The organism is Mesorhizobium sp. M0040 (genome assembly GCF_040323505.1).
Taxonomy (GTDB): Bacteria; Pseudomonadota; Alphaproteobacteria; order Rhizobiales; family Rhizobiaceae; genus Mesorhizobium.
In genome coordinates, this window is sequence record NZ_JAMYVA010000039.1 from 1 (window position 1) to 25,542 (window position 25,542).

Here is a 25,542-nt window from a genome sequence, read left to right on the forward strand (position 1 = left end):
ACGGGTGATTTCAGTCCAGGCCATCGTGATCTCCATCGAATCTCGCAAATCCGACAGAATCACAACCTGCTGAAATCACTCAACTCTTTTTGGAACGGACACTTAGGTACAACTATCACCCATGTCTCCGGGCCGTACAGGGAAAAAATGGTGCCCAGAGGCGGTTCGAACCACCGACACGCGGATTTTCAGTCCGCTTCGGTGATTGATATTGTTCAGATTTTAGGCCGAATGTCGCGTTTGTGTCGCGTCAGGCCCGCTCGGCCTGAACTCGTTGCCCTGTTCAGCGCCCAAACACGCGTGCCGTGGTGCCGACAGTCATTCAGATGGATGATGGTATGGTTCGGCACTCCTAGTAAGCTCCGATCCACAGGGAATTTAGAGACTTTCTGAGGTCCATTTTCCTATGGGCGCAAGCGGCGCGACGACGGAGGTGTTGGCGCAGGCGGCGGGGTCGGGTCGTCGAGGCTCGCACGCCTGGAAGCCACGACGACCGACGTCGGCCAACGGGCAACCGTGGGGCGCTCGATCGATCAGGAGATGGCACGGGCGACGAGCCAGTTCGACAGCGACGGGCGTGTCAACCAGCCGCAAGCGCAGGCGATCGAGAAGCAATTGCAAGTTCTCAAGTCAACCGGCAACGCTGTCGCGGCTCAACAGGCGGGACTGCGCGCCATGGAAAGGCAGTCTCCCGCCGCATCGCATCTCCTCCAAAGCTTTTTGCGGCGTCAGCAGGATGCCAGCGAGCGGGGTCAACTCGGCCAGGCGGATGCCAGAGTGTTTACGCTCGCCACACCGCCGGAGCGGGCGAACTCGCTTCATCCGATCTTTCTGCGTCCTGTTCGGGAGGTCCCTAGATGATCATCGAGTTGTTCGGTCCGCCTGGTGCAGGCAAGACGACCCTTCTCCGCGCCCTTTGCCGTGAGCTGGCGAAACGCGACATCCGTGTGAAGACAGTCAATGGCTATCGCCGGATTGATTTTGTGTCTTTCGGCAGCGAAGTCGATTCGGTCGAGGATGAAGGCCCGGAGACACGCCATGGCATCCAGCGTCTGGTGCACAAGCTCGCCACCGCGAGTCCGGTCTTGTTCTCGACCCCGCCGAGCGAGGGGGCCGCTGCGCGGCTTTTGGCATCGATCCCTCCAAAAAGTCGAATATGGGCGTTGCGTCTGAAGATCGATGTCGTTTTGCTCTTCGAAGCCTGGAATACGGCGCAGGCCTCAGAAGGGTACTTCATTTTCGAAGAGGGCATCGTTCAGGCGTTGTGCGCGCTCGTCCTGTTGGCACGAAATCCAAGTATCGACATGGTTCGTAATTGCCTGACGTTCCTGCCGCGACCGGATCTCCTCATTCAAGTCGACGCGCCCGGGGAAACGCTGCGCCACCGCCTCATTGAGCGGTATGCGCGGCAGCCGTACCTCGAGCGCCTTCTCGAAGTCGGAGTGGTCAGGGGCCTGAAGCAAGCGGATATCGCGAGGGAGATCGGCCAATGCCTGCAAGACAAATGGCCGCTGATGCGTGTCGACGGCCTCGACCCACGCAATTTCGAACAGGTCGTCGCGCGCATCGTGGGGCACGGATTGCCCGCGACGGCATGCGTCGGGCCAGACTAGAGGGGCGAGTTGCATGGTGCTCACGGTGAGATCGTTCGTTGGCATTCGCAGATTTCTGCGGGCGCAGTGGCGACCGTTAGGCAGCGTCCATGAGAACCGTGCACCCGCTCGTCGGGATTACCGAGCAAGCCACCAGACGGATGGGTACGGTGCCCATTACTCCGACACGTTCCGGTCCGGCTACTATGCAGCTCTGTGGACGGGTATCGAAAAGCCTTTGGTCGAACGTATTCTCCTGCCTGTCGGCGGGCCGAACCGGAAATGCCTGGACTTCGCATGCGGCACAGGCCGCATAGCAAATATCGCAGCTCAACTTTTTGGTGAAGTCGTCGGCGTTGACATCTCCCAATCTATGCTGGCTAGCGCACGGGTTCCGAAGAACGTGAAATTGGTCCGCGCTGATATTACGTTCTCTCCGCTTGCCGAAAGGTTCGACGTGGTCACGGCATTCAGATTCTTCCTCAATGCTGAAGATGAGCTCAGGAAGGATGCACTGTCGGCCATCAGCGCGCATTTGAACGAAGGTGGATTGCTTATCTCGAATATCCACATGAATGCGACCTCGCCAATAGGGCTGGTCTGCCGCATTCTGAACCGTTATGCAGGAGGGACAGTCCGCCATACTTTGAGCATTAAAGGATACGAGCAGACGCTCATTGCAAATGGCTTTATTGTCGAGCAGATAGTTGGGTACGGTTTTTTGCCGCGACCCGGGAAATTGCTGCCAAGACTCTGCGAAATATTGATCGTGCCGTTTGAAAGGATCTGCGCAAGTGCCAGGATTCCGGCGGAGCTTGCGCAGAATTTCCTGGTGGTTGCCAGAAAGCGGTAAAGCCGGCGGGCACATGAAATTTGAAACCGAGCATTTGCCATGAGGCTGGCTCAATCAGACAAAGCGCTGCTCGCCTCTGCTCATCAGTGCGTTTGGCGACGGCGCTCGCCGGTGACCAACGATGCACTTGCCTATCGTTCGCCCTGTTGAGGCGGCCTGACCGAATCCTCTGGTATGGCCTTTGCCCCGCTTACAAAAGTCATACCAGACCTCATTCGCTTCGCTTCCTACAGTCCGTGCTCGCTAATCGAGCAGCCGATTGATCGGACAGCAACATCGGCGCGCTTTACGCGTGCTCATGTCGCGTGGAGTTGTCGACAGTCGCAGGAAACCCTTGAAAATCAACGGTAACAGTTCGCAACACGGCGCGACATGAAATGCCGTAAGTCGCCAAGTTGGCGACACCGCAAGCCGTTGATGATTGTAGGCGGAACTTGAGTTCTGCATCGTTGCTCCCGAAAACATTGCGAAATTTTCTCGGGTGGAACGACCTTTCTGCATCAGTGCGAACATAAGTTCCGCAAGTGGCGGTCTCGCAAGCTTGGATCTCGCCGCTGTGGGAGTCGCCAATCAATGTTGAAACGGGCGAACATACGCGAAGAGCGCTCCAATCATGTCGCAAAGTTCATTTTTGCGTCGGAGCAGCGCGAATCTAACCGGACCCTCAGCAGAAGTTGAGATATTGTGCTCAATGGTGCTGAGCTCGGCACGCCACTGTGCAATCATCACGTCATATTGCTTAACGGCGTCTCTTTCACTGGGGGAGAGAACGTTAAGTTTGTCAGAATCAATCGAGCAACGAAATTTCGCCAGTGGATCGGCAGTGTTCGGAGTCGACGGCACGTACGAGTACGACATAGTACACCTTTAATTTTAGAATTGATGGGAAGTTCGCCGACCCCGTCGGAAGACTTGCTGGAATTGTCTCGTACAACAGGGCCGCTGTCAAATTTTTTCGGACGGCGGCTCACGTTATAGTCGTCGTCGCTTCTGAAGAAGAGATGGCGTGCTTTAGCGAGGTTAGGCAACACTAGGGTCAAAACTCAATCAGCTGGCTGCCGCCAATGGCCGAGATGGGTGGAACCTTCCCGTTTGAATCGGTCGGCGGAAACGAGCACAGCGCGCCAGAAGCAGTCATTGCACGGTCTAGGGATCGAAGGCAGATTTCGACCCTTTTCAAGCTGCAAGATACTAGGATTGCAAAATGGTGGCATAGACCTGTGGAGGACAGCCGTATCCCTCCGAAGCGGCTTTTCGCATCAGGTATCCAGCAGACCAAACTTCAAATGGACGACGAACTCATCCAGCGAGTGGCCCGTGTTACTACAGAAATTGCTAATATCGAACCAGGTGAGGTAGTCGGAAGGGTTCCACACCCGGGCATGCCATTCGTCCCCGCGCGAGGTCCCCACATCTGTAACGTCACCGACGCCGAGGCGCTCTAGCGAAGCCCCCAGTTGCGTCAGCTTGTGATGGCCAACCGAAAGTGCGCTCCTGACGTCGTCTACGTGCACCGATACCTCCTCTTCGTTACTCCCGTTAAGTTTGATGGCGCGCTTAATGACACCGAGCATAAAATCTCTTTCCGTGGGAGGGACCTTGGCCGCCCTTTCCAGGAATTCCTTCACTTCCTTTTTGCGCTTCGGCTTTTGCTGTTCATCCAACTTACAGTCGGGAAGCACCTTCTCCAGCTCCCTAAACTCGCCGGGATCAGTGGGGTCTAGCGCATCGGTACTGTCAGCAAACTGGCTATTGAACCTTTGTTCAAGGGAACCGGGAATAGCCTTGAATTTCGCCTCGTGCTCAGCCTTCAGCCTCTTGACCTTCGCCAGGGGCCAGTCCGCCTCGTGCTTTTTGCTGTCGATCTGAAGATGATGGTTCGCACATATCAGCACTAGGTTCGATAGCGCCCGGCGCTGTTCGTTGGTTTGATTTTCGTTGAAACGCGGGCCATCGGGCATGGCTGCTTCAATGTGGCAGACTTGGCCAATGACCGTGCCCTTGTCATCGACGATGACATTCTTGCATCCGATCATAGCGCATTGGTTGCCGGAAAGGAGGTAGAGTTCACGGAGCACTTCGGGCTTTGGCGTTAGCCTTCTTGGCTTCTGCCTCCCAGCCGACGCCGTCGCATTCGTTGTTGTCTTCGCCATCTTCAATGCCGCCCATCATACAATGACTTCAACCAATCCTACCTGGCTCAAAGGTGCGGCGACAACTAGGATACTGAAAGGCGCCGCCTAGCAGACTTCGGATCTTCTATAGAATGTGGCGCCGCACTCCTGATTCGTGATTGTGGGCATTATCCTTTGCCCGTGAAGTTCCCTAGCCACTCTCTTCATGGGTCGATCGCGAATTATTGAGAGCGCATGCAGCGAAATCATCTCTTCTTTGAATTCGTTCAAGTTGTCTTGCGGTATCTGTATTTTAACGCCACTTCTCGAGCCCTCATTGGGCGGGGCCTTCAGATAGCCAGTGGCAATAAGGGCCTTCACCACTTCCGTGGTCGTTTCCAACACTTTTCTTGTTTGCCTAACCGAAACGCCGGGTGAACTGGATCCGAACAGAAGCGATCTTATCTCTGGAGGTGAAACAAAGATCGAAGAAAAGCCGTTAGCAGTACCGGCACGTCTGGCGCTGGCGACGGATCGATCCATCAGAAGTCGGACGATCTCCGCAAAGCTGCTGCCAATTTCCTTTGCAGCAGGCTTGATCTGCAGGCTACCCATTTCCGGAACGGTGCTGACCGGTATCACGTCTAGGACGTCCAGCACGTGGTGAACGGCCTGGGCAGAGAAATTGCGATCCAATTTCCCGGCTCTCAGAGCGTGCCCTAAGAGACCTTTGGCGGCAACCACGTCTAATTCATTGCGAGTGAGGCCCAGCAGGGCCATCACCTTTGCTACGGTTAACGGCCGAGTTGCGTTCTTGATGGCAGCTCGCATCGATCCGACTTCCACGCAAATTTCCGTATCGTTCTTGTGTGCCGCGACCTCGTCCAAGATATTCAGTTGAACCAAGGACCTCCGTATCGCATTCGAGGATGCTCCAGAATGGGCAACAGCTTCTGCGATGGATAGCCTCCGCTGTGGACTCGGTTGCAGATTGTAATTCACCGCGGTGCGATCGAGATGGGAGCTGGCGAATTTTTTCAGTTCTTCCCGAAAGACTGTAAAATCGGCCGTTCGATTACCTCGATGACTCAAGAGCTCTGCGACGGAATCTCCCAACAGCGTCATGATGCCAATCGTCGCTTTTGGGCGAGAACTCGCGGCCAACCGCCTTTCGAGTAGCTGTGTCAGGCCCACTGGTCCCTCGCCGAGTATGTAGAACCCGGCTTGTGCAGATTTGGCCAACTGTTCGTCGGTTAGCCCGCGTCGTTTCCTATTCGTCCCCAACACCTCCGTGGCACCGAGAACCTGGCACAATCGAACGACAGCCGAGAGCCGCATCCCGTCCAGCCAGGACCCCGTTGGGATTCCATCTAATCTGTTGGCGACGTACTGCTCAAAAAGGTCCGGCGCCTGATGTTTGTCTTCTGTGTCATTGTCGAGAAGGTCGATGGCCGCATCCCACGCAATCGCCGCAAATTCTCTCTTTTCACTTCGAATGCTCCTTGTCGAAAGCTCGATCAAACGAAGGTGATGAACATGACAACATCGGATAGCACGAAAGTGCCATGGGACGCGGAGGTAAACAGCACTGAAGCGGTCGCTGTTTGGACCCGAAAACACGTCGCTTCTTACGCAGGCCGGACAAACGCCGAATTTATCCGTCCTCAGCATCCGCGCGTGGACGTCGCATCCGCGGAGCGAATATGCCCGGGGACCAATGAGCGTTAAAGCGTTTCGAGTAAGGGTCGCCACATCTGCCCCTGAATACGCTGCTAAGGCAGACAAGGCGTCAGCGTCACCATGCCTGATGCTGGTCGCACTCAGCCCCAATTCCTTACAGAATTGAATGGCGGTCTGGCACCCACTCACGGCGGCGAGGCGCGAGACGAAACTTGCCTGTGAAAGTTCGTCAGGCTGCAGAGATACCCGAGCGAACAGACTCACTTGGCACCCCCTTTGTGCTTGTTGCCAATCGGCCTTTCTTCGATCCAGCGGGGCACGATCTGCGATGTATCAATTCTGCTCCAGTCAGCCGCCGTAAAGACATTCAGCTGGGAGGAGCACGCAGTCCTACGGAAATAGACGTCAGCGAAATCCGCGGCGCTTAGTCCACCAGAACGATCTTCGTTCTGCCCCTTCTCCAGCGCGGATCCGATTGCCTGTGAAGTGATCTCCATAACGGTGCCAAGCTGGTAGTTGCCTGCATGAAGCAAGCGCAGCGCGAAGTCGCCAGACCTCTCCTTATCTGCGAGGCCAAACGTCCCTGCTCTTTTCGCCACAATCTGTCGAAGTCGGTCGGCATCGTTGCCCTGGAGCGGATTGAAATGGACGATCTCGGCCCGGCGGCCGAACTGCTCTTCCACCCGCACCAAATCCAATATGGACGGTAATCCCGAGACGATCACCGAAAGTGGATTTTCGGCATCGACCATCAGACCTCGCAAAGTGGTGGCTACCCGCTCCACAGCTCTATCCCGTGTCTTGGGGCTGTGACCGACAAGCGAGTTGCTCGAATCGTCAATGTGCAAGACGAGAACCTGAAGACGCTGGGCGTGTTTCCGCACGCGTTCGATCAGCAACTCGGTGACCGGAGAATTCACCAGAGGGTAGCCCATGGCGTGCAGCAGGCGGATGTAAAAGGCTCGCGGGGTAAATGTCTCGGGGGCTTTGATCGATATGAGTGGCCGCCGCGGGACGATCGGATCGTCGGTGGGCCGCAAAGCTTCATGGGCCGTCAACAATCTTGAAAGCGCCCTGGACTTACCGGCGCCCGATTGACCAGCGACGAGCAGGGCTCGGCCTTCCTTCCTGTTGGAACGAGTGAGAGGCACATTCCTGTCGGCTCGTGTGACCACTCCATCGAGAAGCCGCCCAATTGCGTTCTTGAGCTGCTCATCCCGCTCTGTGGGCACGTAAAATTTCGCGTTCGCTTCGGCGTGTTTGATGCGGTCCCAAGCAACCGGCCCCAAGCTCGCTTCAAGCGAAAACAGGGAGTCCTTTTCCGCATCGATTTCCACTTCTTCCATCACGGTTCTTCCTCGATCTGCCAAACTGCCAAGTCGTCCGCGATCGCCGGAGTAGGCGTCATATGACCGCTCTCCGCAGCGGGGGAGTTTCTGTTAGGATCTACGACCGGCTGCTGATCGGCGGTTCTACCAGCCTGCTCGGACTGCGTTGCGGACAGCGCCTCCGCCACTTCCCCAGTGAACGGGATCAAGATGTCGAAGCTATCTTGGGCAAGACTGGGCGCTTCCACTTGCGGGGCACCCATGTCGAAGCCGATGAACAGCTTGCGCTGGTCTCGCTCAATGTCCTGGGCGGATGGATGGGTCGCTCCGAGCCTAGCGCGAACGGCTGCGGCATCGCCAGCAGCCTTGATGTCGCTGATAGCTTGAAGCACGGTCGGCTCAGCTATCCTCGCCTCGTCACCAAAGCGGCGAGCAAGCTCGTTTCGCACCGCAGCCCAGGCTGCGATGGAGATGCCCTCAAGTGATTGATGGGTTCTGAGCGGATGCCACTCCCTGCCCAGGAGAACGGAGATTTCATGGATATTGTCACAGTCGACACGAATCCTGACATGACCGTCGCCCTGGAGCTGCCTGTGCTTTTGAAATTTCTCCGAATTGTACTTCAGGTCCTGAAAATGAATGCCTTCTGGAGTTGTGACACGGTCGAACTCCAGCCCGAAGATGGCCCTCAAGGCACGCTGATCGGGCGGCGGCGGCAGTTCGAACTGTTCCACTGCGCCGATCCAGGCATTGTATGGAGTCTGACCGTGCAATCCTCGATGGGGCGTGTTGTGATATACATCCAAGATATGGCGAACCAACAATACGCAAAGTTCGTTTACTGTCAGGGATGCTCGCTTCCCTGAGGCGTAGTCGCCTTTCGCTACCGGGTTGCTGAATGTCCTTCCGGTGAAGTTCACCAGGAAGGTCTCGTGAAGGGTTCGAAAAAGTCGCTCGATATGGCCGCGAATTTCGCTTCTTGCGGCGGGTCCTGCAACATGGTCCCCCTGCAGGTCGGTGACGGCCACTCTGAAGATTTCTCCGAATGAGGAACCCATGTCGGTGTGAACCCCGCCGAGCAGTCCACCAAATGGACCCCAGGGCGTCACCGCGCCAACAGCTGATGCAATTTTGCTCCTATCCGACGCGGCCATCTTCAACGCCGCCATCACATTTGGTACGCTGGCCGTTTCCGCAAAGCTGACGCCGAGGACAAAACGCGTCGCCACATCCATTGCCACAGCGACATGGATTCTCACGCGCTTGATTTCGCGGATATCTTCGTCGGAGAGGTGGGCCAGCAGGTCAGAATTCCATTCCAGCGCTTGGAGATGGATCTCCCATTCGTCGATCTCAATGCGCTCCATGGGCTTGAGCACCCGAACCCCTTTCGAGGCCATGGCAAATTGTCTGCTTGCGGCGACGCGTCCGTTTCGGGCCAGCGCGCGAGCAAAGGCGGGAGTCTGTTTAACCTTCTTGGCGAACGTCTTGGGCGACGGGCAGCGCAACGGCTCTTCGCCGCGCTTTAAGATTTCGGCGTTGGCCTTTGCGAGGAGCCCTTTGAATTGTTTGTAAACGGCGGTCATGGAGGGACGCCGCTCATCAGGGAACGCCAAGGCTGCTTCATCGACCAATCGCAGAATCTGCGGCGACAGTTTCGGCCCACTGCCGCAATTCCCGTATGAATCCCAAAGCGAGGCGGGATCACATCCAGCTGCCTCAAATTTGGTGACCCAACCGGCAAGAGCGCGGGGGCTTGGCATAGCCAGCCCATTTCCTAGGGTTGGGAACCTTGGCGTAGGATCCAAGCGCCCGCTGGGATTGACCGAGCGATCGGGATTGTCCCATCGAGGGAATGATGCCCGGGAATGATGCTTTCTAATTTCGGCTGTCACCCTGCGATCTTGTTTACGGAGCGCGCTCTCGCGTCGGCGGATGGTGACTTCACTCTCTGCGTGTTCGTTGTAGAGCTCCGTTTCCATCACTTCTATGGCGTCAGCGTAACCTTGCGGCGACCGACGGAAACGACCGTCCGCGTATCCGCGCAGGAATCGCATTACGAGATTCTGCTTGAAAAGGAACTTGGCCTTACGCTTGGGACTCAGGCCCGACAAGAATTCCAGTTTGGTCGACAGGCGCGCATGAGTTCTACCCTTCGAAAAATGGTTTCGGTCGGTATTCAATCTGCCAGAAGAGTGGAGCGCCAAAACTTCGGCATGCGAGAACTCCTCGTATAGATCAGGCTGGTCCACCCGTTGCAGGACATGGCCATTAGTAGTTATCTCGGACGATCTGTAGGCAGTGCCGCCGATCGTAATCCGATCGGTAGCCTCGAAGGACCAACGAGGAATTTGATCAGGCGTCGTCATGCTGCAGCCCGCTCTGCCGCGCGCACCAAGGTCTTCGGCGAGAGCAGACCCGGGCCTACTTTGACCAAAACGCCTTCGGATATCAGTCTCACCACAGCGCGGAATCCGCCGTTGTTGCGCCTCAAGGTTTTTCCGAGATGCGCTACTGTCGTGGCGCCGTTCAGAGAACCGACGATCGATGTCAGCAACTCGTAAGCCTCGAAGTCGGTGTCCAGGAGCACGCTGCGAAGCAAGAGCGAATTCGAGAAGTCGTCATCCGAGATCATCTTCTCTGTCACGAGTATGACGCCGGCCGCGTAGGATCGTGGAACTTGTTGAGCAATAAGTCGTAGCCGTGCGTCGAAATTCCTCAGCTTGACGAGTTCAGTTGGCTTGACCGCGATTGCAAACTTAGTTCCACACCGCCGTGTAGCAAGAAAGTCGAAAGTGTGCCGCCGCCACGAACCGTCGTAGTCTTTGTAGTTGACCGCCGGCGGTTGATCCCAGAGGTGTACAATGTCTGGGCGAGCGACAAGGACGGAAGCCGCCTTGCGCTCAAGATGGCTCTCGAAATTGAGTACGCGCCGATCCGGTCCGACCATCGAACCACGCGCAGAGCCTTTGCTTCGGAAGGAAATATTGCGCGTGGCAATGCTATCCGATGGAGGACGCCAAGCGTCATCACCGGCTCGGCAAGACGGCTGCCTGTTTCGAAATGATCGAACAACTGGTTCCACGTTGCGGCTCCGGTTAAGCCATGGCCGTGGTTTCGAGCGCAACGCGGACCGCGCGAGGGTCATCAGTGCCGTAGTGATGAATGGGCGTGGTTTCAGCGACATAGCCAAAGATGTCCTCTCTGGCTTGGGTCAACAACTCAGCGAGTTGCCGTCCCGAGACGGCGAGCACCTCGGCCGCCTCCACCACGCTGAAGCCTTCGAATTCAACGAGAAGGAGCGCTTGGCGGTGAACGAGCGGCGTACGCGTGATCTCGAAGTGGGGCTCATCAACCGGGTTCGGGTCCCAATCACGCATCTTTACTGTCGCTGAGGACATGAATTTTATGAATACATTATAAAGCGCAACGCGAGCGCTCGATGCTGACGGGATGATATTAACGTCGGCAATGATCGCCTCAAGCAGTGCGTAAATCTGTGCGTCACCGCTTTCCTGCGAGCCCGAGAGGATTGATGCGAAGCGCCGCAGACAGGGCAGATGCGGCGCGATAGAAGTTTTCAAATTCATGATACTCTCATCGGATCCAGCAACGTCTGTGGCGAAATGCCAAAGCTTGTTGAGCTGGGTTGTCGATATCTGATGTATTTCCAAAGGTTATCACTCCCGCAATATCGGCACTTATGCGCCAGTTGACGAACTCAAAGACCTCCACTTGCCGGCTGTCCTGGGCTCACACTGCCGCAGATAGGCGATAGAATGGGGAGATGCAATATAGCTATTATTGTCAAGTATTTCTATACAAGAAACAAAAGAGGAGCCACAAGAACTATTGGGGAACATATTTCGATTTAGCTAAGTTAAGCGCACCTCTCGTAGAGATAAGTGGCTAAAAAAAAATTTTGCATGTATAAATGACGTCGATAATTGCCATCGGCACAAAGTAACGTCGAAAAAATCGTATCAAATTCTTATGATCAGCAGAATATTATCAAGATTTTGCGAAGATAGAGCCAGCTTTCGGCTCGTCCACAATCTCCGAAAATCACCAGTCTAGAGCCCATACCCGCCCTTTGATGACAAGGCCTCGACGATCGCGGTGGCTCGAATGAGAGCTGTGCGCGCGGCCGAGAGTTCAATTGTCAGTTCGAATCCTTCTTGGTCCGCGAGCTGCATGATTGTCTTCATTACCGCCGTCGAATTCCTGGCCAACAGAATGAGGTGCAAACCACCTGGGCCATGATCTCCGTTCAGCCAATGCCTCGCGCTACGGTCACTGGCACCCGTCCAAAACATCACGGTTTTCGTCGCCAGTCGGCTCGTGCCAACCTCGGATGCCAATGCTTCGGCGATCGCTGCGGCATATGCCGCTTCGGTTGCGCGAATGGGTCCTTCTGGAAATCTATTGCCGCTTTTCGGAAACATATTTCCGGCTCCTTGCGCTAAAATCGTTTCGCAGCTTCCTGCTTGTTCCGCACGTGGCCCGAGATGGTAATCAATTGGAACCAGACGGGCGGGAGCGAAGCCCGGCACACGCGTTCCAGGATTCGAGCCGCCCAATACGTTCGCATGTCGACCGAACACCAGAAGTACTCGACCGACAACCAGGCGTCGGCGATACAACGGTATGCTGACGCACGCGGCTTCGAAATCGTCCGGACTTACGCGGACGAGGGAAAAAGCGGCCTACGTTTAGTCGGAAGGGATGCCTTGCAGTCCCTCCTGGGCGACATCGAAAGCGGCCGCGCCGACTATGCAGCAATTCTCGTCTACGATGTCAGCCGATGGGGACGCTTTCAGGACCCCGACGAAGCGGCCGCGATCGAGCTCAGATGCAAGCACGCAGGGATTCGGGTTCACTACTGCGCCGAGCAGTTCGAGAACGACGGCAGCATCGGCTCTTCGATTGTGAAAACGGTCAAGCGGGCGATGGCCGGCGAATACAGCCGCGAACTCTCCGTGAAAGTTTTCGCAGGCCAGGCTCATCTGATCCGCCTTGGATTTCGGCAGGGCGGGGCCGCCGGATACGGGTTACGTCGGGTTCTCGTCGATCAGAACCACAATCCGAAAGGAGAACTCGAACAAGGTGAACAAAAAAGCATTGCGACCGATCGGGTCATTCTCGTCCCTGGGCCGAAACACGAGGTTGACACCGTACGAGAGGTCTATCGCAAGTTCATAACCGAGAGCTGCACCGAGCGAGAAATTGCGGAAATTCTGAACGCGCGGAGCGTCTTGTCGGACCTCGGCCGGCCGTGGACGAAGGGTACGGTGCACCAACTCCTGATCAACGAAAAATACATCGGCAACAATGTGTGGGCGCGTACGTCGTTCAAGCTAAAGCAGTCGCATGTCCGAAATCCTGAGGACGGCTGGATACGAGCTGACCAGGTGTTCAAAGCGATCGTTGACAAGGATTCCTTCAGCCGGGCGCAAGCGATCATCTCAGCAAGGTCAGAACGTCTGTCGGACGAGAGGATGCTCGACCTCCTGAGCGGAATTCTGGCGAAGAACGGTTATCTCTCCGGTATCATCATCGACGAGGCAGAGGACTGCCCGTCGAGCAGTTCATACCTGTCACGCTTCGGCAGCCTCTTGCGTGCCTACGCTCTCATAGGGTTCGTTCCAGACCACGACTATCGATATCTGGAGACAAACCGCGCCCTGCGAAGGATGCACCCTGGAATGATAGCGGAAGTGCTCGCAGGAATCGGCACAGCCGGGGGAGAGGTCGAGCAGGATTCGGCGACCGACCTGCTGACGGTGAATCACGAGTTTACGGCGTGTATCGTTATCGTCCGATGCTTCCATACTGGGGCGGGGTCGCTTCGCTGGAAGCTACGACTCGACACGGCGCTCAAACCCGACCTGACTGTCGCCATACGCATGGATCCGCAAAACGCACAGGCGCGAGACTACTATCTGCTACCCCGTATGGACATGCATGCGGCGGTCCTGCGTCTTTGCGAGCACAACGGGCTATCCCTCGATGCATACCGCTTCGACACACTGGATACTTTTTATGCGATGGCTACACGAACCCTGATAGAGGAGGCTGCATAATGACCGCGACGCCGGCTCAGCGGGTTGAAATGATCCCCGTAGAAAAGATCACGATCGTCAATCCCAGGATACGCAACAAGCGAAACTTCAGCGACATCGTAGACAACATCTCCGAAATTGGTCTGAAACGTCCGATTACAGTTGCCCGTCGCGCCGAGGCGGGAGGACCATATTACGATCTGGTTTGCGGACAGGGCAGGCTGGAGGCTTACAAGGCGCTTGGCCAACACGAGGTCCCCGCTCTTCTCGTTTCAGCCGATCCAGAAGACTGTCTCGTGGCCAGTCTGGTCGAGAACTGCGCGCGACGAAAGCACCACGCGATCGATCTTCTCAACGACATCGGTCGCATGAAACAGCGTGGGCACAGCATTGCCGACATCGCCAGGAAGACGGGACTCACGGCGGAATACGTTCATGCGGTGGTCAGGCTTCTTGAAACCGGCGAGCAACGCCTTCTGCGTGCGGTGGAATCCGGTCACATTCCCTTCAGCGTCGCGCTCGATATAGCGGAGGCGGACGACAAGGATGTCCAGGCTGCACTTCAGAACGCTTACGAGAAAAACCTGCTTCGTGGAAGAAAACTCCATGCCGCGAAACGGCTCGTGGAACAGAGACGAGTTCAGGGCAAGCGGCTGAAGAATCAGCCGCATTTGAAACCAAAGCAAATGTCGACGGAGGCCCTTGTCCGCGCTTATCAACAAGACACGGATCGGAAGCGGATGCTGATCAGGCGCGCACAGGCTGCCAGGAACCGCCTCATCTTTATCGCTGAAGCCATGCGCAGGCTGCTGCACGACGATGAATTCCGGGACCTGCTCTCCAAGGAAGGGCTGACTACTTTGCCCAAGAACCTAGCGCAGCGGCTGGATCGCCTGGAGGCATCCAATCCATGAGCACCGTCAGCAAAACAGCTCTCGTCAAAATAGCGTTTGAGACAGAGAGTCTCCGTATTTCGATCGACGAGATATTGCCGCTCCGGCAACTCACGCCTTCGGTAATAAAATCGGTGAAGTATGCTCAGATCGCGGCTTCCATCGCCGAGGTAGGCATCATCGAACCTCCCGTCGTGGTCAGGGATAGCACCGACAGAACTCACTTCCACCTGCTTGATGGCCATATCCGCATCAACATCCTGCGAGCGCGTGGCGAGACGCAAGTCGTGTGCCTGGTGGCAACCGAAGACGAGGCGTTCACCTACAACAAGCGTATCAGCCGGATCGCGATCATCCAGGAACACAAGATGATCCTGAAGGCGATCGAGAAAGGGGTGTCGGAAGAGCGGCTCGCGCGGGCTTTGAACGTTAACATAGGCAGCATCCGCCACAAACGCAGCTTGCTGGAGGGTATCTGCCCCGAAGTCGTTGAATTGCTCAAGGACAAGCATGTGCCGATCAACACGTTCGGAGAGTTGAAGAGACTGAAATCGATCAGGCAGATCGAAGCGGCCGAGCTGATGATCGCGATGAACAAGTACTCGATTAGCTACGCGAAATCCCTGGTGGCTGCGACTCCCGACAGCCAGCTCGTTCGCGGCGTCAAAATCGTGAAGGGTCTAAGCCAGCAGCAGATCGCATTGATGGAGGGCGAATCCTCCACGCTCGACCGTGAATTCAAGGCCATTGAGCAGGACTACGGAAGCGATCACCTGGATGTCGTCTTGGCGACCGGCTATGTGGCCCGCCTGCTCGAAAACGCGAGGGTGGTGCGGCACATGGCGCACCGTCACCCTGACATTCTCGCGGAGTTCCAGAAGATCGCCGAACTCCAGAAGGCCGCATGACGGGGGACCGAACCCGACAGGCGCGGGAGACCCTGCGCTCTGGGGCAGATCGATCGGGGCGTGGGAACGGCGATGGGCTCGAATGGTCACCAAAACAATTTTTGGCGCGTTCGCCAGCATTACATCTTGCGCCATTATCGATCACGGAGCGAGAGGAACGCTGTCAGAGTATCTTGTTTGCAGAGGGCACCTTAAAACGGCCAGCCGATCTGTCGCGGCGGGATACTTTGCTGCTGATGGTCCAAGCCGCACGGCATCTTGGACGGATACCGGACACCGATTCCATTGGTTCAAGCAGTTGACTCTATTCGTAGTACTTCAAAAATTCTGACATTTCAGACGGCAAAGGGTCGTCAATTCGACCGCGCTATGACAGTCGAGAACACCCTTGGCAGAACCAGCCTTGAATTGTATCGCAAAACTCTTCGGCAGCTATTGACGGGGACTGTATGAGCCATCTCAATGTGGAGGTTGAGGTAGTGGGCACGGATGACGGATATGCCAAGGCGTGGCTCCTCGTCTTGGGGAGAATAATCTTTGACGACTGTTTACGAGAGGCGGCACGTCCTATCAGGCTCGATGAGAGCTGAACTTCCTGGCAGTTATGTCGTAGTCGCTTTGCCGGACCATCCGCTGATCATGAAGGGACCGGACTTGCTGATCGGTGGCGAAGGTAATCTGACCGCGATCTACATACCCTCAGCTAGAGAGCGAACGTCCAATTCTACACTGCGCGCAAGATTTATCCTCGGCCGACTAGCGCTACCAGCGCACACGAGGCACGTCTTGTCCTGGGACGAGGGCTGGAAGGATGCCGATGCGAAACTCTCGGCTCAGTTCGCTGAAACCGTCGGCTGGTTACACAATCGGGACCTTAGCACCATTGCGAAAGATCGCGATTTTGTAGGGAGGCAGCTTGCTCTTCCGCCTTCGGTGATCCAAGCGACCAAAGCGCGTTTCAGCAACATCATGTCGACCGTTCGCGCGGTGGAAAAGACTCGGGCCGAAGTGCGATCCGATCGCGCGATGCGTGGGGACACGTCCAAGAGGACAGTCCGGATCATCGATCAGAAGGATGTAGCCGAAGGTGTTAGGCACGTGTTTCTCAGCCATGAGGTCTTGGACGCGGCTTCCGTTCAGCATCTGATCAGCCACAACATCAATCAGGACTACACTTTGGACCGAAGCGTTCCGTCTATGTCACTTGATGAACCGTATGAACTGGGCTTCGCCGAAGTGGTCCCGAGCTACTTTGGCGATCCTGAGAAACTTGTCAGAGCGGCTGCTTTCGCGGGATGGGTAATTCTGAAGCCGGAGAGTGGGGACCTCCTTACGCAAGTTGCCCGCCATCTAAGCTCCAAGCGCAAGAGGAGCGAGAACATTGGGTAGAAGATTGCGGCACGAGACCATGAGGGCGCTCGTTCAGGGAGCGCGGGCACGCGCTACACCGGATGCATACGACCACGTGAACATCGAACTTCAGGAGATGGGCCGTATCGTCGGGCTTGAACCGCGCAATCGCCGTCACCTCCTGCAGAGTGTGCACGCTCTCAGGGCACTGGAAAGTGCAATGAAGGTCGTCCTGGCCGCTAACGGACTCCAACCCGCGCATTCCATCGGAGAGTTGTTGAGGCAATTGAATAACTTGCCGCCGAACAATCCGTCGCACCTGAGCGGTGTTGAACGGGTACGGTTCCACCGCGGTGTTCGCGAGTATCGAAACAAGTTGATGCACCAGGCAAACTACTATCCTGCCGGCGCTCTTCAGTGCGAAGCTATGCTATCTGACATAGAGACGTGCTTTTCAGTCATCGTAAAATGACCATTAATGAGATAGTACTTTCTGCACTGTCGCTTTTGAAAAACCAACCTCAGCAGCGATCTTGCGCCAGCCTATTTCGTGACGAACGCAATAGTCGTTCGGGCGCTCTTCGTAGTGGATGTGATACTCCATAACGGTATAACTTAGCGGCTGGTCTGCGGATAACCTCAGCAATTTCACAGAGCCACCACTCCACCGCCCATCACAACGTAGGCCCAACCCATGAAGCGCGCGCTCACCGGCCTCTGCGGCCGTGTCGCGAGCTCCCTGTAACAGCGTGTTTCAAGAAAGCCGTGAGCTAAGTAAAGATCAAGAAGGTAGCCAAGCCAGTCAGGTCCCAAACGCCCCGCTGAGCGACAGCGGGCCTGATTGTTTCGGGATGCTCTTTAACTCGTCAAATCGGCTCAGAAATCCCGAATAACTATTTCGCCCTCTCGACACAGACTGCCGGGTCGTCTATTGCGATCGAGCGCGCTCCTTCACCGGGTGCGACGGCTCGGGCAATGACGACCTTGTTGATCTAGCTTGAAGTCGACGAGGATCATCTCTGGCAAATTAACGTAGCATGCGGCGCAATGCTGGCGACTAAGAACAAACAATTGTCGGCTCGGAGCAAGTTGCCTACGTCGCGTCACCTAACGTTCGCTCCTACATGCGCTACGCGTAGTGATTCTAGGGACTGGCAGGGCTGTTGCTTGATTGCGACGGCAAGACGACTGAACATCCAACAACAGACGGCGGTCGACGCCCAGCGTCCTGCGACCATGGTAATCATGCGTATCGGCGGACGGAGCGGTTTCTGTACGCGTCACCGGCGGCCCCACTTGAGGAGCGTTTGGCTCCGGACCGTTTGATCCGCCACCGCGCGAGCGGAGAGATTGTGCCGATTGCCCAGATTGGGGCGCTCCGGCAATTGACGGGGATGTTGACGGCGGTGAGGATGGGGTTGCAAAGACGTGAATACGCGGCGGGGAAGTGAAGGGATAGCGAGCAAGCACACCGAACCGGCGGTGGAGAGGCCGGCGTGCTTGCCTGCGGTGGCTTGCGAGGCAAGCACTGTCCGCGTAGCGCCGAATGCGGGCGCTCTATTCGAGAGCATGCGCGATATCGGCTATTCGCTCGAGACCGCAATTGCTGACATCATTGATAACTCAATCAGCGCGGGCGCTCGGAACATCGACATCCGCTTGGATGCCTTGTCCGACGACCCTGCGCTCGCCATCATCGACGACGGAGGCTCGATGACCCCCGATGAGCTCATCGCGGCGATGCGCTCCGGGAGCCGTAGCCCGCGCGATGAGCGCCCGACTGATGACCTCGGTCGCTTCGGCCTTGGCATGAAAACTGCGTCCTTCTCGCAGTGCCGCTGCCTCACCGTCATCTGCCGCCGGGATGGGGTGACCCATGCTGCCCGCTGGGACCTCGACTTTGTAGCGGATGCGAACGACTGGCTGGTCCAGGTGCCGCCGGCGTCTGCCATCGAGGAGCTCCCCTTCATCGGCCGGCTGGGGGAAGAGGGCACGATGGTGCTTTGGCAAAAGCTCGATCGCTTGGCCGAGGAGGCCGACGCTAACCTTCGGAAGGACCATGTCTACCGACGGATGGATGAGGTGCGGCTCCATCTCGAACTCACGTTCCACCGTTTCCTCGAGGGAAACCGCGCTTTCCCTAAGGTGGCGATGGAGATCAACCGGACGCCCTTGAAGCCATTCGATCCGTTCAACGTCCAGCATCCGGCCACCCAGCGCCTCCGAGAGGAAACCATTCGGCTGGCGAATGGCCGCATCCGCATCCAGCCTTACATCCTCCCGCACAACAGCAAACTGCCGGTGCGCGAATGGGAGAAGTATGGCGGTGAACTCGGCTACGCGCGCAGCCAGGGTTTTTACCTTTACAGGGCCGGACGCCTCATCATCCACAGCACCTGGTTTCGGCTGGCGAAGCAGAGCGAGCTGACCAAGCTTGCCCGCGTCCAGATAGACATGCCGAATGGAATGGACCACGACTGGAAGGTAGACGTTAAGAAGGCCTCTGCCCAGCCGCCGATTGCCGTGCGTGAGCGTCTCAAATCAATCATCGGCGGCATCACAGGGGAGTCGGGCAAGGTCTTCCGCGGTCGCGGCAGGCGCGCGACATCCGGCCCGAGCGCCACCCTCTGGGGGCGGCGCATGAGTCAAGGCCGGATCCACTACGAGATCAACCGGGCGCACCCGCTCCTCGAGAGCTTTGTTGAGCAACTCGACGAGACCGGCCAGCGCGAGTTCGTGTCGGTTCTCCAGGCCATCGAGCGTGCCATTCCGGCGGACGCGATTTTCTCCGACATGGCGAGCTCGCCCTGGGACCTCGCGCGTCCGGCGCTTGCCGAGGAGGAACTCATATCGCTCGTCGTCCTCACCGCCCGCTCAATCCGTAACCAGGGCGGTACGGCCGAGGCGCTAAAGGCGGCCCTGAAAGATGCCGAGCCCTGGCGGTCCCACTGGGCGAAGGCCGAAGCCGTTATCGATCGCGTGTTTTCTGGAGAGTTCGATGAAGCTGCCTGACGAGTCCAACCTTAACGCACTGCGGATGGTTGCCATGCAGCTCATCGCCGCCCAGCCGCAGCCGACGCCGCAAAGCATCCGCGACGCGATTGTTCAATGCCGCCAGCTGCCGCCTTTTAGTGTCTCAGACGAAGCCGCCGAACAACTCGCACGTCAGATCGAGGAGCAGCTCGACGTCACCATGGCGCTCGGCGCCGTGGTTCAGGAAGAGTTCGCCGAGTGGTACGATGCCGCCAAGCCGTCGATCGATCCTTACTACTGGGGCCGCTACCGGCAGCTCCTCGAGCAGAAGCGCTTTGCGCCGCAGATCATCGCCAAGCTCGACCAGGTGACGGACCGCGTCGCGGGCCTGCTTGGCAATCCAATGGAGGCCGGTGCCTGGGACCGGCGCGGTATGGTTGTCGGTCACGTGCAGAGCGGCAAGACCGCGAACTATACCGGACTCGTCTGTAAGGCAGCGGATGCCGGCTACAAGCTCATCATCGTCGTCGCTGGCATCCACAACAGTCTGCGGAATCAGACCCAGCAACGGATCGATGAAGGCTTCGTCGGCCGCGACAGCGCCCGTCTTGCGAACAACAAGCAGTCACGCGTGATCGGCGTCGGCCGTTTCGATGCCACGCGGCTACCACTTACTGTTACGACGGCCATTCGGGATTTCAACAAGGCGGCGGCAGAAGCCTTTGGCGTGCAGCTGAAGTCGCTCACCGTGCCAGCCGTGCTTGTGATCAAGAAGAACTCCAGCACGCTCAAGAACGTTATTGCCTGGATCAAAGAGCATAACTCCAAGGGTGGGTCGGCGCTCGTCGATGCGCCAATGCTCCTGATTGACGACGAGGCAGACAACGCCTCGATCAACGTTAGCCGCAATCCCGAAGAGGCGAGCCGCATCAACCGGCAGATCCGCGAGCTCCTCAACCTATTCCAGCGCAAATGCTATGTCGGCTACACGGCCACACCGTTCGCCAACATCTTCATCGACCCCGACACCGAGGACGAGATGCTCAAAGGCGACCTCTTCCCGCGGGACTTCATCGTCGCGCTTGATCCTCCGTCCAATTACTTCGGAGCGCTCCGCATCTTCGGGCCGGAGCGGGAAAAGAACATCCTCTGCGAGATCACCGACAACGATCCTCACCTCCCGATCAGGCACACGACTGCCTTCCGCTTCGAAAAGCTGCCGCCAAGCCTCGAGAAGGCCGTCCGCACGTTCATCCTCGTACGTGCGATCCGGCTCCTCCGCGGACAGGAGCGCGAGCACAACAGCATGCTCATTAACGCCTCCCGACTCACCGCCGTCCAGAATCAGATCCGCGATGCAGTGCATGAGTTCCTCACCCGCACAGTCACGCGCATCCGCTTCCTCGCTGGCCTGACACCAAGCGAGGCGCTCCGCGACGAAGAGATGCAAGCCCTCCATGCCCTCTGGGGGACGGAGTTCGTCCAAGCAGGCTTCACATGGGACGGTGTCCAGGCGCGCCTTCTCGATGCCGCCGCCCCGATTCGCGTTGAGGAGATCAACAGCCGCTCGGCTGGGAGTCTCGCCTATTCAGACCATGAGGAACACGGGCTCAACGTCATCGCAGTCGGCGGCTTCAGCCTGTCGCGCGGGCTGACGCTCGAAGGGCTGACCGTCAGCTACTTCCTGCGCAACTCGGTTATGTACGACACGCTCCTCCAGATGGGGCGCTGGTTCGGATATCGACCCGGTTATGAGGACCTGTGCCGAATCTGGATGCAACCCGATGCAATCGGGTGGTACGAGCACATCACGGAGTCGATCGAGGAGCTGAGGGAGGAGCTCAGTCGGATGGAGCAGGTGAAGCTCACGCCCAAGGACTTCGGGCTCAAGGTCCGCAGCCATCCAGACACGCTCATTGTCACTGCGCGCAACAAGATGGGTAGCTCAAAGGAGTTGCGAGTCAGCATTGGGCTGTCCGATAGACTCATTGAGACCACCTGGCTTTCCCGCATGGCTGCGGAAGCCAACCTCAGGCACACGAAGCAGTTCGTTCACAACTTGCGCGCCTTTGAACCATGCGAAGAGCGGCAGATGCTGGCGGCATATCTCTGGACCGGCGTCCCTGCTGAAATGGTAGCCGGCTACATTTCTGGTTACAAGAACTGTCGCACGTCGATGCAGACAGAGACCGGCCCTGTCACTGACTTCATCCGAGCCGGCGCGTCGGAGGAGCTCGGCGCGTGGGATGTCGCGCTGATCGGCATCGGCGCAGATGCGGGGCAGGAGCCTGACGGTAGCCTCGGCCTTGATATATTCTGCCAGACCCGCAGTGCAGGCGATGCAACGGCTGGAGACGACATCATGGTCTCGAGCCGCCGGCGTGTGAGCTCGCAGGGAATCGAGCGCATCGGCCTGTCCAATGAGCAGCGTTTGGCAGCAGAGGCGGCCTATCGCGCCTTGCATGCAATAGAGGCCGGCAAGGCGATCAGCTATCCTGACAGCGCGTACAGGCAATTCCGCCCGCGGCCGCTTCTCATGATTCACCTGCTTCGGATGAACCAACCGAAGAAGCTTGGAGAAAAGCCCCTCCTAGACAAGCCGATTATCGCCTGGGGCATCAGCTTCCCTCCGACCCCTGAGACCAACAAAAGGCACCGTACGGTTGAGTATGTAGTGAACACCACCTGGTGGCGTGAGAACTACGGCGAAGAAGCGGACGAAGAGCTTGAGCTTGAAGACGCCTGACCCCTGGGCGGACATCGGCCTGGCCACGGCCGGTGGCAGCGTTAGCGCGCGCCGCGTCGACGCCGGCCACCCTTATGACTTCTTCTGGGGTCGCGATATCAATGGCCGCCGCCTCCTTGCCTTGCGCTATGCGCCAGAGGCCGCCGTCCGAGACACGCGGCCAAAGCTCAACGGCATAGAAATTATAGAGCCTGACCATGACGAAGGCGACAAGGCATCGATAATTTTCGCGCTGAAGCAGCCCGAGGCTGCCGAAATCTTCCACCAGCTCTGCCTGGACATCGTTGGCGCCGCGCGGTCCTGCTCCAGCGAGAAGTCCGCGCTGTCAGCCGCCATCCGGCGCGCCTGGGCCTGGCACAGCCTGCTCCGCACCGGTGGCATCGGGCGGCTGAGCGAAGCAGAGCAGCAAGGCCTGTTCGGCGAGCTTAATGTGCTCGGCGGGCTCATCGGCCTTCACGGACCTTCCGTGGCGCTGTCTTTCTGGCGCGGGCCGCTCGATGAACCCAAGGACTTCGTGCTGGGCCACAACGCCATTGAGGTGAAGACCTGCCAGGGCGGCCGTCCCGTCGTTGAGATCACGTCAGAGCATCAGCTCGATCCCAGAGGGCTTCAGCACCTGTTCCTTGCGGTTGTGCCGGTCACGCCGGCGCCCGCCGGCACCGCTGGCGCGTTGACACTTGATGGCATGGTTGCCGAGATTCAGGGAACGCTCGCCAGCGATCCAGCTACCCTCGAGCAGTTTGAAGCGCTGTTGCTCGCTGCCGGCTGGAGTGCAGACGCGGGTTACGCCGAGCCGCTGTGGCTCACCGGCGTTCCCGACTGGTTCGACGCCTCAGGTGAGTTCCCGCGGATCTCAGCCACGGGGCTTCCGCCCGGCGTTACCACGGTCCGCTATCACCTCCATCTCGACGTCTGCACACCGTTTCTGGTCGACAAGGCGTCTGCTCTCGCCCCGATTGAGAAGGCCTGACCCATGATTTCGCTCGAGGAGTTTCACGAGGACTTTTTCAATCAGGTGCGGGCAGCCGCCGATGCCGACGGCGCGTTCCTTGAAGCCGCGTTCCTTGAGCTGTTCTGCGACTATCTGACCGACAGCGGCGAGTTCGACACCTTCGACTCCGCCCACTATCGGGCCGCCAAGGGCGTGCGGGTGGACGGCTACGCCGGGGATCCCCTCGAGAGCGAGGGAGTGCTGACGCTCATCATTTCGGATTTCAGTCCTGACCACGCCATTGAGTCGCTGACGCGCACCGACGTTGAGACCCTTTTCCGCCGCCTTTCAAACTTTCTGAAGTCGTCGCTCAGCGAAGGTTTCAAGGAGACGCTGGAGGAGGAGTCGGAAGGCTACGGTCTGGCCGAGCTCATCTGGGCGCGTCGACAGCAGATCGTCCGCACGCGCTTGTTTCTGGTGAGCAACCGCAGCCTGAGCGCCCGCGTCGAGAGCCTCGAGGACGGGCAGGTGGCCGGATTACCCGTAAGCTATAATGTTTGGGACATCACTCGTCTCCACCGCCTTGTCGCGTCGGGCAAACAGCGCGAGGACATAGAGATCAACCTCGTGACCGATTTCGGCGAGGAGATTCCTTGCCTCCCTGCCTCCGTGGGCGGCTTGGACTACGAGGCTTACCTCGCTGCTGTGCCGGGTGGGCTCTTGGCGAAGATTTACGAGCGTTACGGCGCGCGGCTCCTTGAGCAGAATGTGCGCTGCTTTCTTCAGGCGCGGGGGAATGTAAACAAGGGCATCCGACACACTATCCTCACGGCACCCGGCATGTTCTTTGCCTATAACAATGGGATCACAGCGACAGCCGAGCATGTCACCGTCGCCTCCGACCGCGGCGGAAGCCGGATTACGGGGCTCAAGAACCTACAGATCGTGAACGGCGGGCAGACCACAGCGTCGATCTTCACGGCGCTGAAGCGGGACAAAGCAAATCTTGAGCCGATCTTCGTACAGATGAAGCTCTCGGTGGTCGACCCGGCAAAGAGCATCGAGATTGTCCCGAAGATTTCGGAATACGCGAATAGCCAGAACCGGGTGAACGCCGCCGACTTCTTCGCCAACCACCCCTTCCATGTGCGGATGGAGGAGTTTTCAAGGAGGCTCTGGTCGCCCTCAGCAGACGGGACGTTCCGCCAGACGAAGTGGTTCTATGAGCGCGCCCGCGGCCAGTATCTAGACGCAAAGTCAGTCCTAAAAGTTTCCGAGAGGAAGCGCTTTGAGCAGGAGTTCCCGAAGCCGCAGACGTTCACCAAGACCGATCTTGCAAAGTTCGCGATGGTTTGGGAGCTCATGCCGCACATAGTGAGCCGGGGCGCCCAGGAGAACTTCGCCGCCTATGCCAAGCTCATCGGCCAGCGCTGGTCGAAGGACAGCGACGCTTTCAACGAGCTCTCCTTTCGGACAGCAGTGGCGCGCGCGATCATCTTCCGCACGCTCGAGAAGGACGTGATCCGTCAGCCGTGGTACGACGGCGCCTACCGCGCAAACATCGTAGCCTACGCGATCGCCAAGCTCGCAAAGCTGACCGCTGACGCGAAGAAGTCGGTCGATTTCGAAGACATCTGGAAGCGGCAGGCCGTGCCAGAGCCCCTGCGTGCCGAGTTCGTGAGGCTCGCAGAGGCGGCTCAGGGTGTCCTCAAGCGGCCGGTGGCCGGTATGGCGAACGTCACGCAGTGGGCCAAGCGCCAAGCCTGCTGGGGCCAGGTGGAGGCGCTCGAGATCATGCTATCTGATGAGGCGCGCGACCTTCTCATCGAGCCCGCAGAGGCCAAGGCAAGCCAGCGCGATGCAAAGAAGGGCCAGAGGGTAGATGACGCGATCAGCGCCCAGGCGCTTGCAGTACAGGTGAGCCCCACAGGCTGGGAACAGGCGCTGACCTTTGCACGCGTCCGCCGGCTCCTGACGCCGAAGCAGCACAGCATCATGGCGATTGCAGCCACTCCTGGACGCATTCCATCGGACAAGCAGAGTGTGCTTCTCGTCGAAGCGCTCACAGCGCTCGAGGCGAAAGGATATACGCGTGGCTGAGCGTCCTCGCAT

Annotated in this window: 19 protein-coding genes and 2 pseudogenes; 12 read left to right on the forward strand and 9 right to left on the reverse strand. The window is 57.9% G+C overall.

Annotation, left to right across the window (positions count from 1 at the left end):
- Nucleotides 1-540 precede the first annotated feature (540 nt).
- From NKJ91_RS25110 to NKJ91_RS25120, 3 genes are read left to right on the forward strand one after another with little or no spacing between them, the layout of a single operon-like run.
- Nucleotides 541-861 carry a hypothetical protein gene (locus NKJ91_RS25110; protein WP_352457683.1) on the forward strand — a complete coding sequence of 107 codons (321 nt, stop codon included), beginning with the start codon at nt 541-543 and terminating at the stop codon, nt 859-861.
- On the forward strand, nt 858-1,613 hold the full coding sequence (locus tag NKJ91_RS25115) for an AAA family ATPase (protein WP_352453411.1): 756 nt from the start codon (nt 858-860) through the stop codon (nt 1,611-1,613). Before NKJ91_RS25110 ends, NKJ91_RS25115 begins: the two co-directional genes overlap by 4 nt.
- Nucleotides 1,614-1,626: 13 nt before the next feature.
- Complete coding sequence (locus NKJ91_RS25120; RefSeq protein WP_352457684.1) at nt 1,627-2,445, forward strand: class I SAM-dependent DNA methyltransferase; 819 nt, start codon at nt 1,627-1,629, stop codon at nt 2,443-2,445.
- Between the two features lie 1,259 nt (nt 2,446-3,704).
- On the opposite strand, the gene NKJ91_RS25125 is transcribed toward NKJ91_RS25120, so the two are convergent.
- The 9 genes and pseudogenes from NKJ91_RS25125 to NKJ91_RS25160 form a co-directional block, all read right to left on the reverse strand.
- The gene (locus tag NKJ91_RS25125; protein ID WP_352457685.1) at nt 3,705-4,598 is read right to left on the reverse strand and encodes a hypothetical protein; all 894 of its coding nucleotides are present in this window, start codon (nt 4,596-4,598) and stop codon (nt 3,705-3,707) included.
- An 87-nt stretch (nt 4,599-4,685) separates the two neighbouring features.
- A complete protein-coding gene (locus NKJ91_RS25130; RefSeq protein WP_352457727.1) occupies nt 4,686-6,080 on the reverse strand; it encodes a hypothetical protein in 1,395 nt (464 codons plus the stop codon).
- Nucleotides 6,081-6,089: 9 nt separating this feature from the next.
- Nucleotides 6,090-6,503: pseudogene (locus NKJ91_RS25135) on the reverse strand (TniQ family protein); the annotation flags it as partial.
- Nucleotides 6,500-7,585, reverse strand: coding sequence for an ATP-binding protein (locus NKJ91_RS25140; RefSeq protein ID WP_352457686.1), 1,086 nt, complete (start codon nt 7,583-7,585; stop codon nt 6,500-6,502). The gene NKJ91_RS25140 and the pseudogene NKJ91_RS25135, both read right to left, overlap by 4 nt.
- On the reverse strand, nt 7,585-9,936 hold the full coding sequence (locus tag NKJ91_RS25145) for a TnsB C-terminal domain-containing protein (protein ID WP_352457687.1): 2,352 nt from the start codon (nt 9,934-9,936) through the stop codon (nt 7,585-7,587). The genes NKJ91_RS25140 and NKJ91_RS25145 overlap by 1 nt, the downstream gene beginning before the upstream one ends.
- Entirely contained in the window at nt 9,933-10,517 is a 585-nt protein-coding gene (locus tag NKJ91_RS25150) for a hypothetical protein (RefSeq protein ID WP_352457688.1), read from the reverse strand. Before NKJ91_RS25150 ends, NKJ91_RS25145 begins: the two co-directional genes overlap by 4 nt.
- A 148-nt stretch (nt 10,518-10,665) precedes the next feature.
- Nucleotides 10,666-10,968, reverse strand: coding sequence for a hypothetical protein (locus NKJ91_RS33870; RefSeq protein WP_502903633.1), 303 nt, complete (start codon nt 10,966-10,968; stop codon nt 10,666-10,668).
- Between the two features lie 8 nt (nt 10,969-10,976).
- Nucleotides 10,977-11,157 (reverse strand): annotated as a pseudogene (locus NKJ91_RS33875) (response regulator); the annotation flags it as partial.
- A gap of 483 nt (nt 11,158-11,640) precedes the next feature.
- The gene (locus NKJ91_RS25160) at nt 11,641-12,012 is read right to left on the reverse strand and encodes a hypothetical protein (RefSeq protein ID WP_352457690.1); all 372 of its coding nucleotides are present in this window, start codon (nt 12,010-12,012) and stop codon (nt 11,641-11,643) included.
- Between the two features lie 63 nt (nt 12,013-12,075).
- On the opposite strand from NKJ91_RS25160, the gene NKJ91_RS25165 reads away from it, so the two are divergent.
- From NKJ91_RS25165 to NKJ91_RS25205, 9 genes are all read left to right on the forward strand, one after another.
- On the forward strand, nt 12,076-13,650 hold the full coding sequence (locus tag NKJ91_RS25165) for a recombinase family protein (protein WP_352457691.1): 1,575 nt from the start codon (nt 12,076-12,078) through the stop codon (nt 13,648-13,650).
- The gene (locus NKJ91_RS25170) at nt 13,650-14,543 is read left to right on the forward strand and encodes a plasmid partitioning protein RepB C-terminal domain-containing protein (RefSeq protein WP_352457692.1); all 894 of its coding nucleotides are present in this window, start codon (nt 13,650-13,652) and stop codon (nt 14,541-14,543) included. Before NKJ91_RS25165 ends, NKJ91_RS25170 begins: the two co-directional genes overlap by 1 nt.
- Entirely contained in the window at nt 14,540-15,430 is an 891-nt protein-coding gene (locus NKJ91_RS25175; RefSeq protein WP_352457693.1) for a plasmid partitioning protein RepB C-terminal domain-containing protein, read from the forward strand. The genes NKJ91_RS25170 and NKJ91_RS25175 overlap by 4 nt, the downstream gene beginning before the upstream one ends.
- A 786-nt stretch (nt 15,431-16,216) precedes the next feature.
- Complete coding sequence (locus NKJ91_RS25180) at nt 16,217-16,819, forward strand: hypothetical protein (protein ID WP_352457694.1); 603 nt, start codon at nt 16,217-16,219, stop codon at nt 16,817-16,819.
- 76 nt (nt 16,820-16,895) lie between these two features.
- Nucleotides 16,896-17,252 carry a hypothetical protein gene (locus NKJ91_RS25185; RefSeq protein WP_352457695.1) on the forward strand — a complete coding sequence of 119 codons (357 nt, stop codon included), beginning with the start codon at nt 16,896-16,898 and terminating at the stop codon, nt 17,250-17,252.
- 1,097 nt (nt 17,253-18,349) lie between these two features.
- Nucleotides 18,350-19,792, forward strand: a complete 1,443-nt coding sequence (locus tag NKJ91_RS25190; protein WP_352457696.1) for an ATP-binding protein — start codon at nt 18,350-18,352, stop codon at nt 19,790-19,792.
- Nucleotides 19,779-22,499, forward strand: a complete 2,721-nt coding sequence (locus tag NKJ91_RS25195) for a Z1 domain-containing protein (RefSeq protein ID WP_352457697.1) — start codon at nt 19,779-19,781, stop codon at nt 22,497-22,499. Before NKJ91_RS25190 ends, NKJ91_RS25195 begins: the two co-directional genes overlap by 14 nt.
- Nucleotides 22,486-23,469 (forward strand): PD-(D/E)XK motif protein, encoded by a 984-nt coding sequence (locus tag NKJ91_RS25200; RefSeq protein ID WP_352457698.1) that lies wholly within the window; start codon nt 22,486-22,488, stop codon nt 23,467-23,469. Before NKJ91_RS25195 ends, NKJ91_RS25200 begins: the two co-directional genes overlap by 14 nt.
- 3 nt (nt 23,470-23,472) lie before the next feature.
- Complete coding sequence (locus tag NKJ91_RS25205) at nt 23,473-25,530, forward strand: AIPR family protein (protein ID WP_352457699.1); 2,058 nt, start codon at nt 23,473-23,475, stop codon at nt 25,528-25,530.
- Nucleotides 25,531-25,542 lie beyond the last annotated feature (12 nt).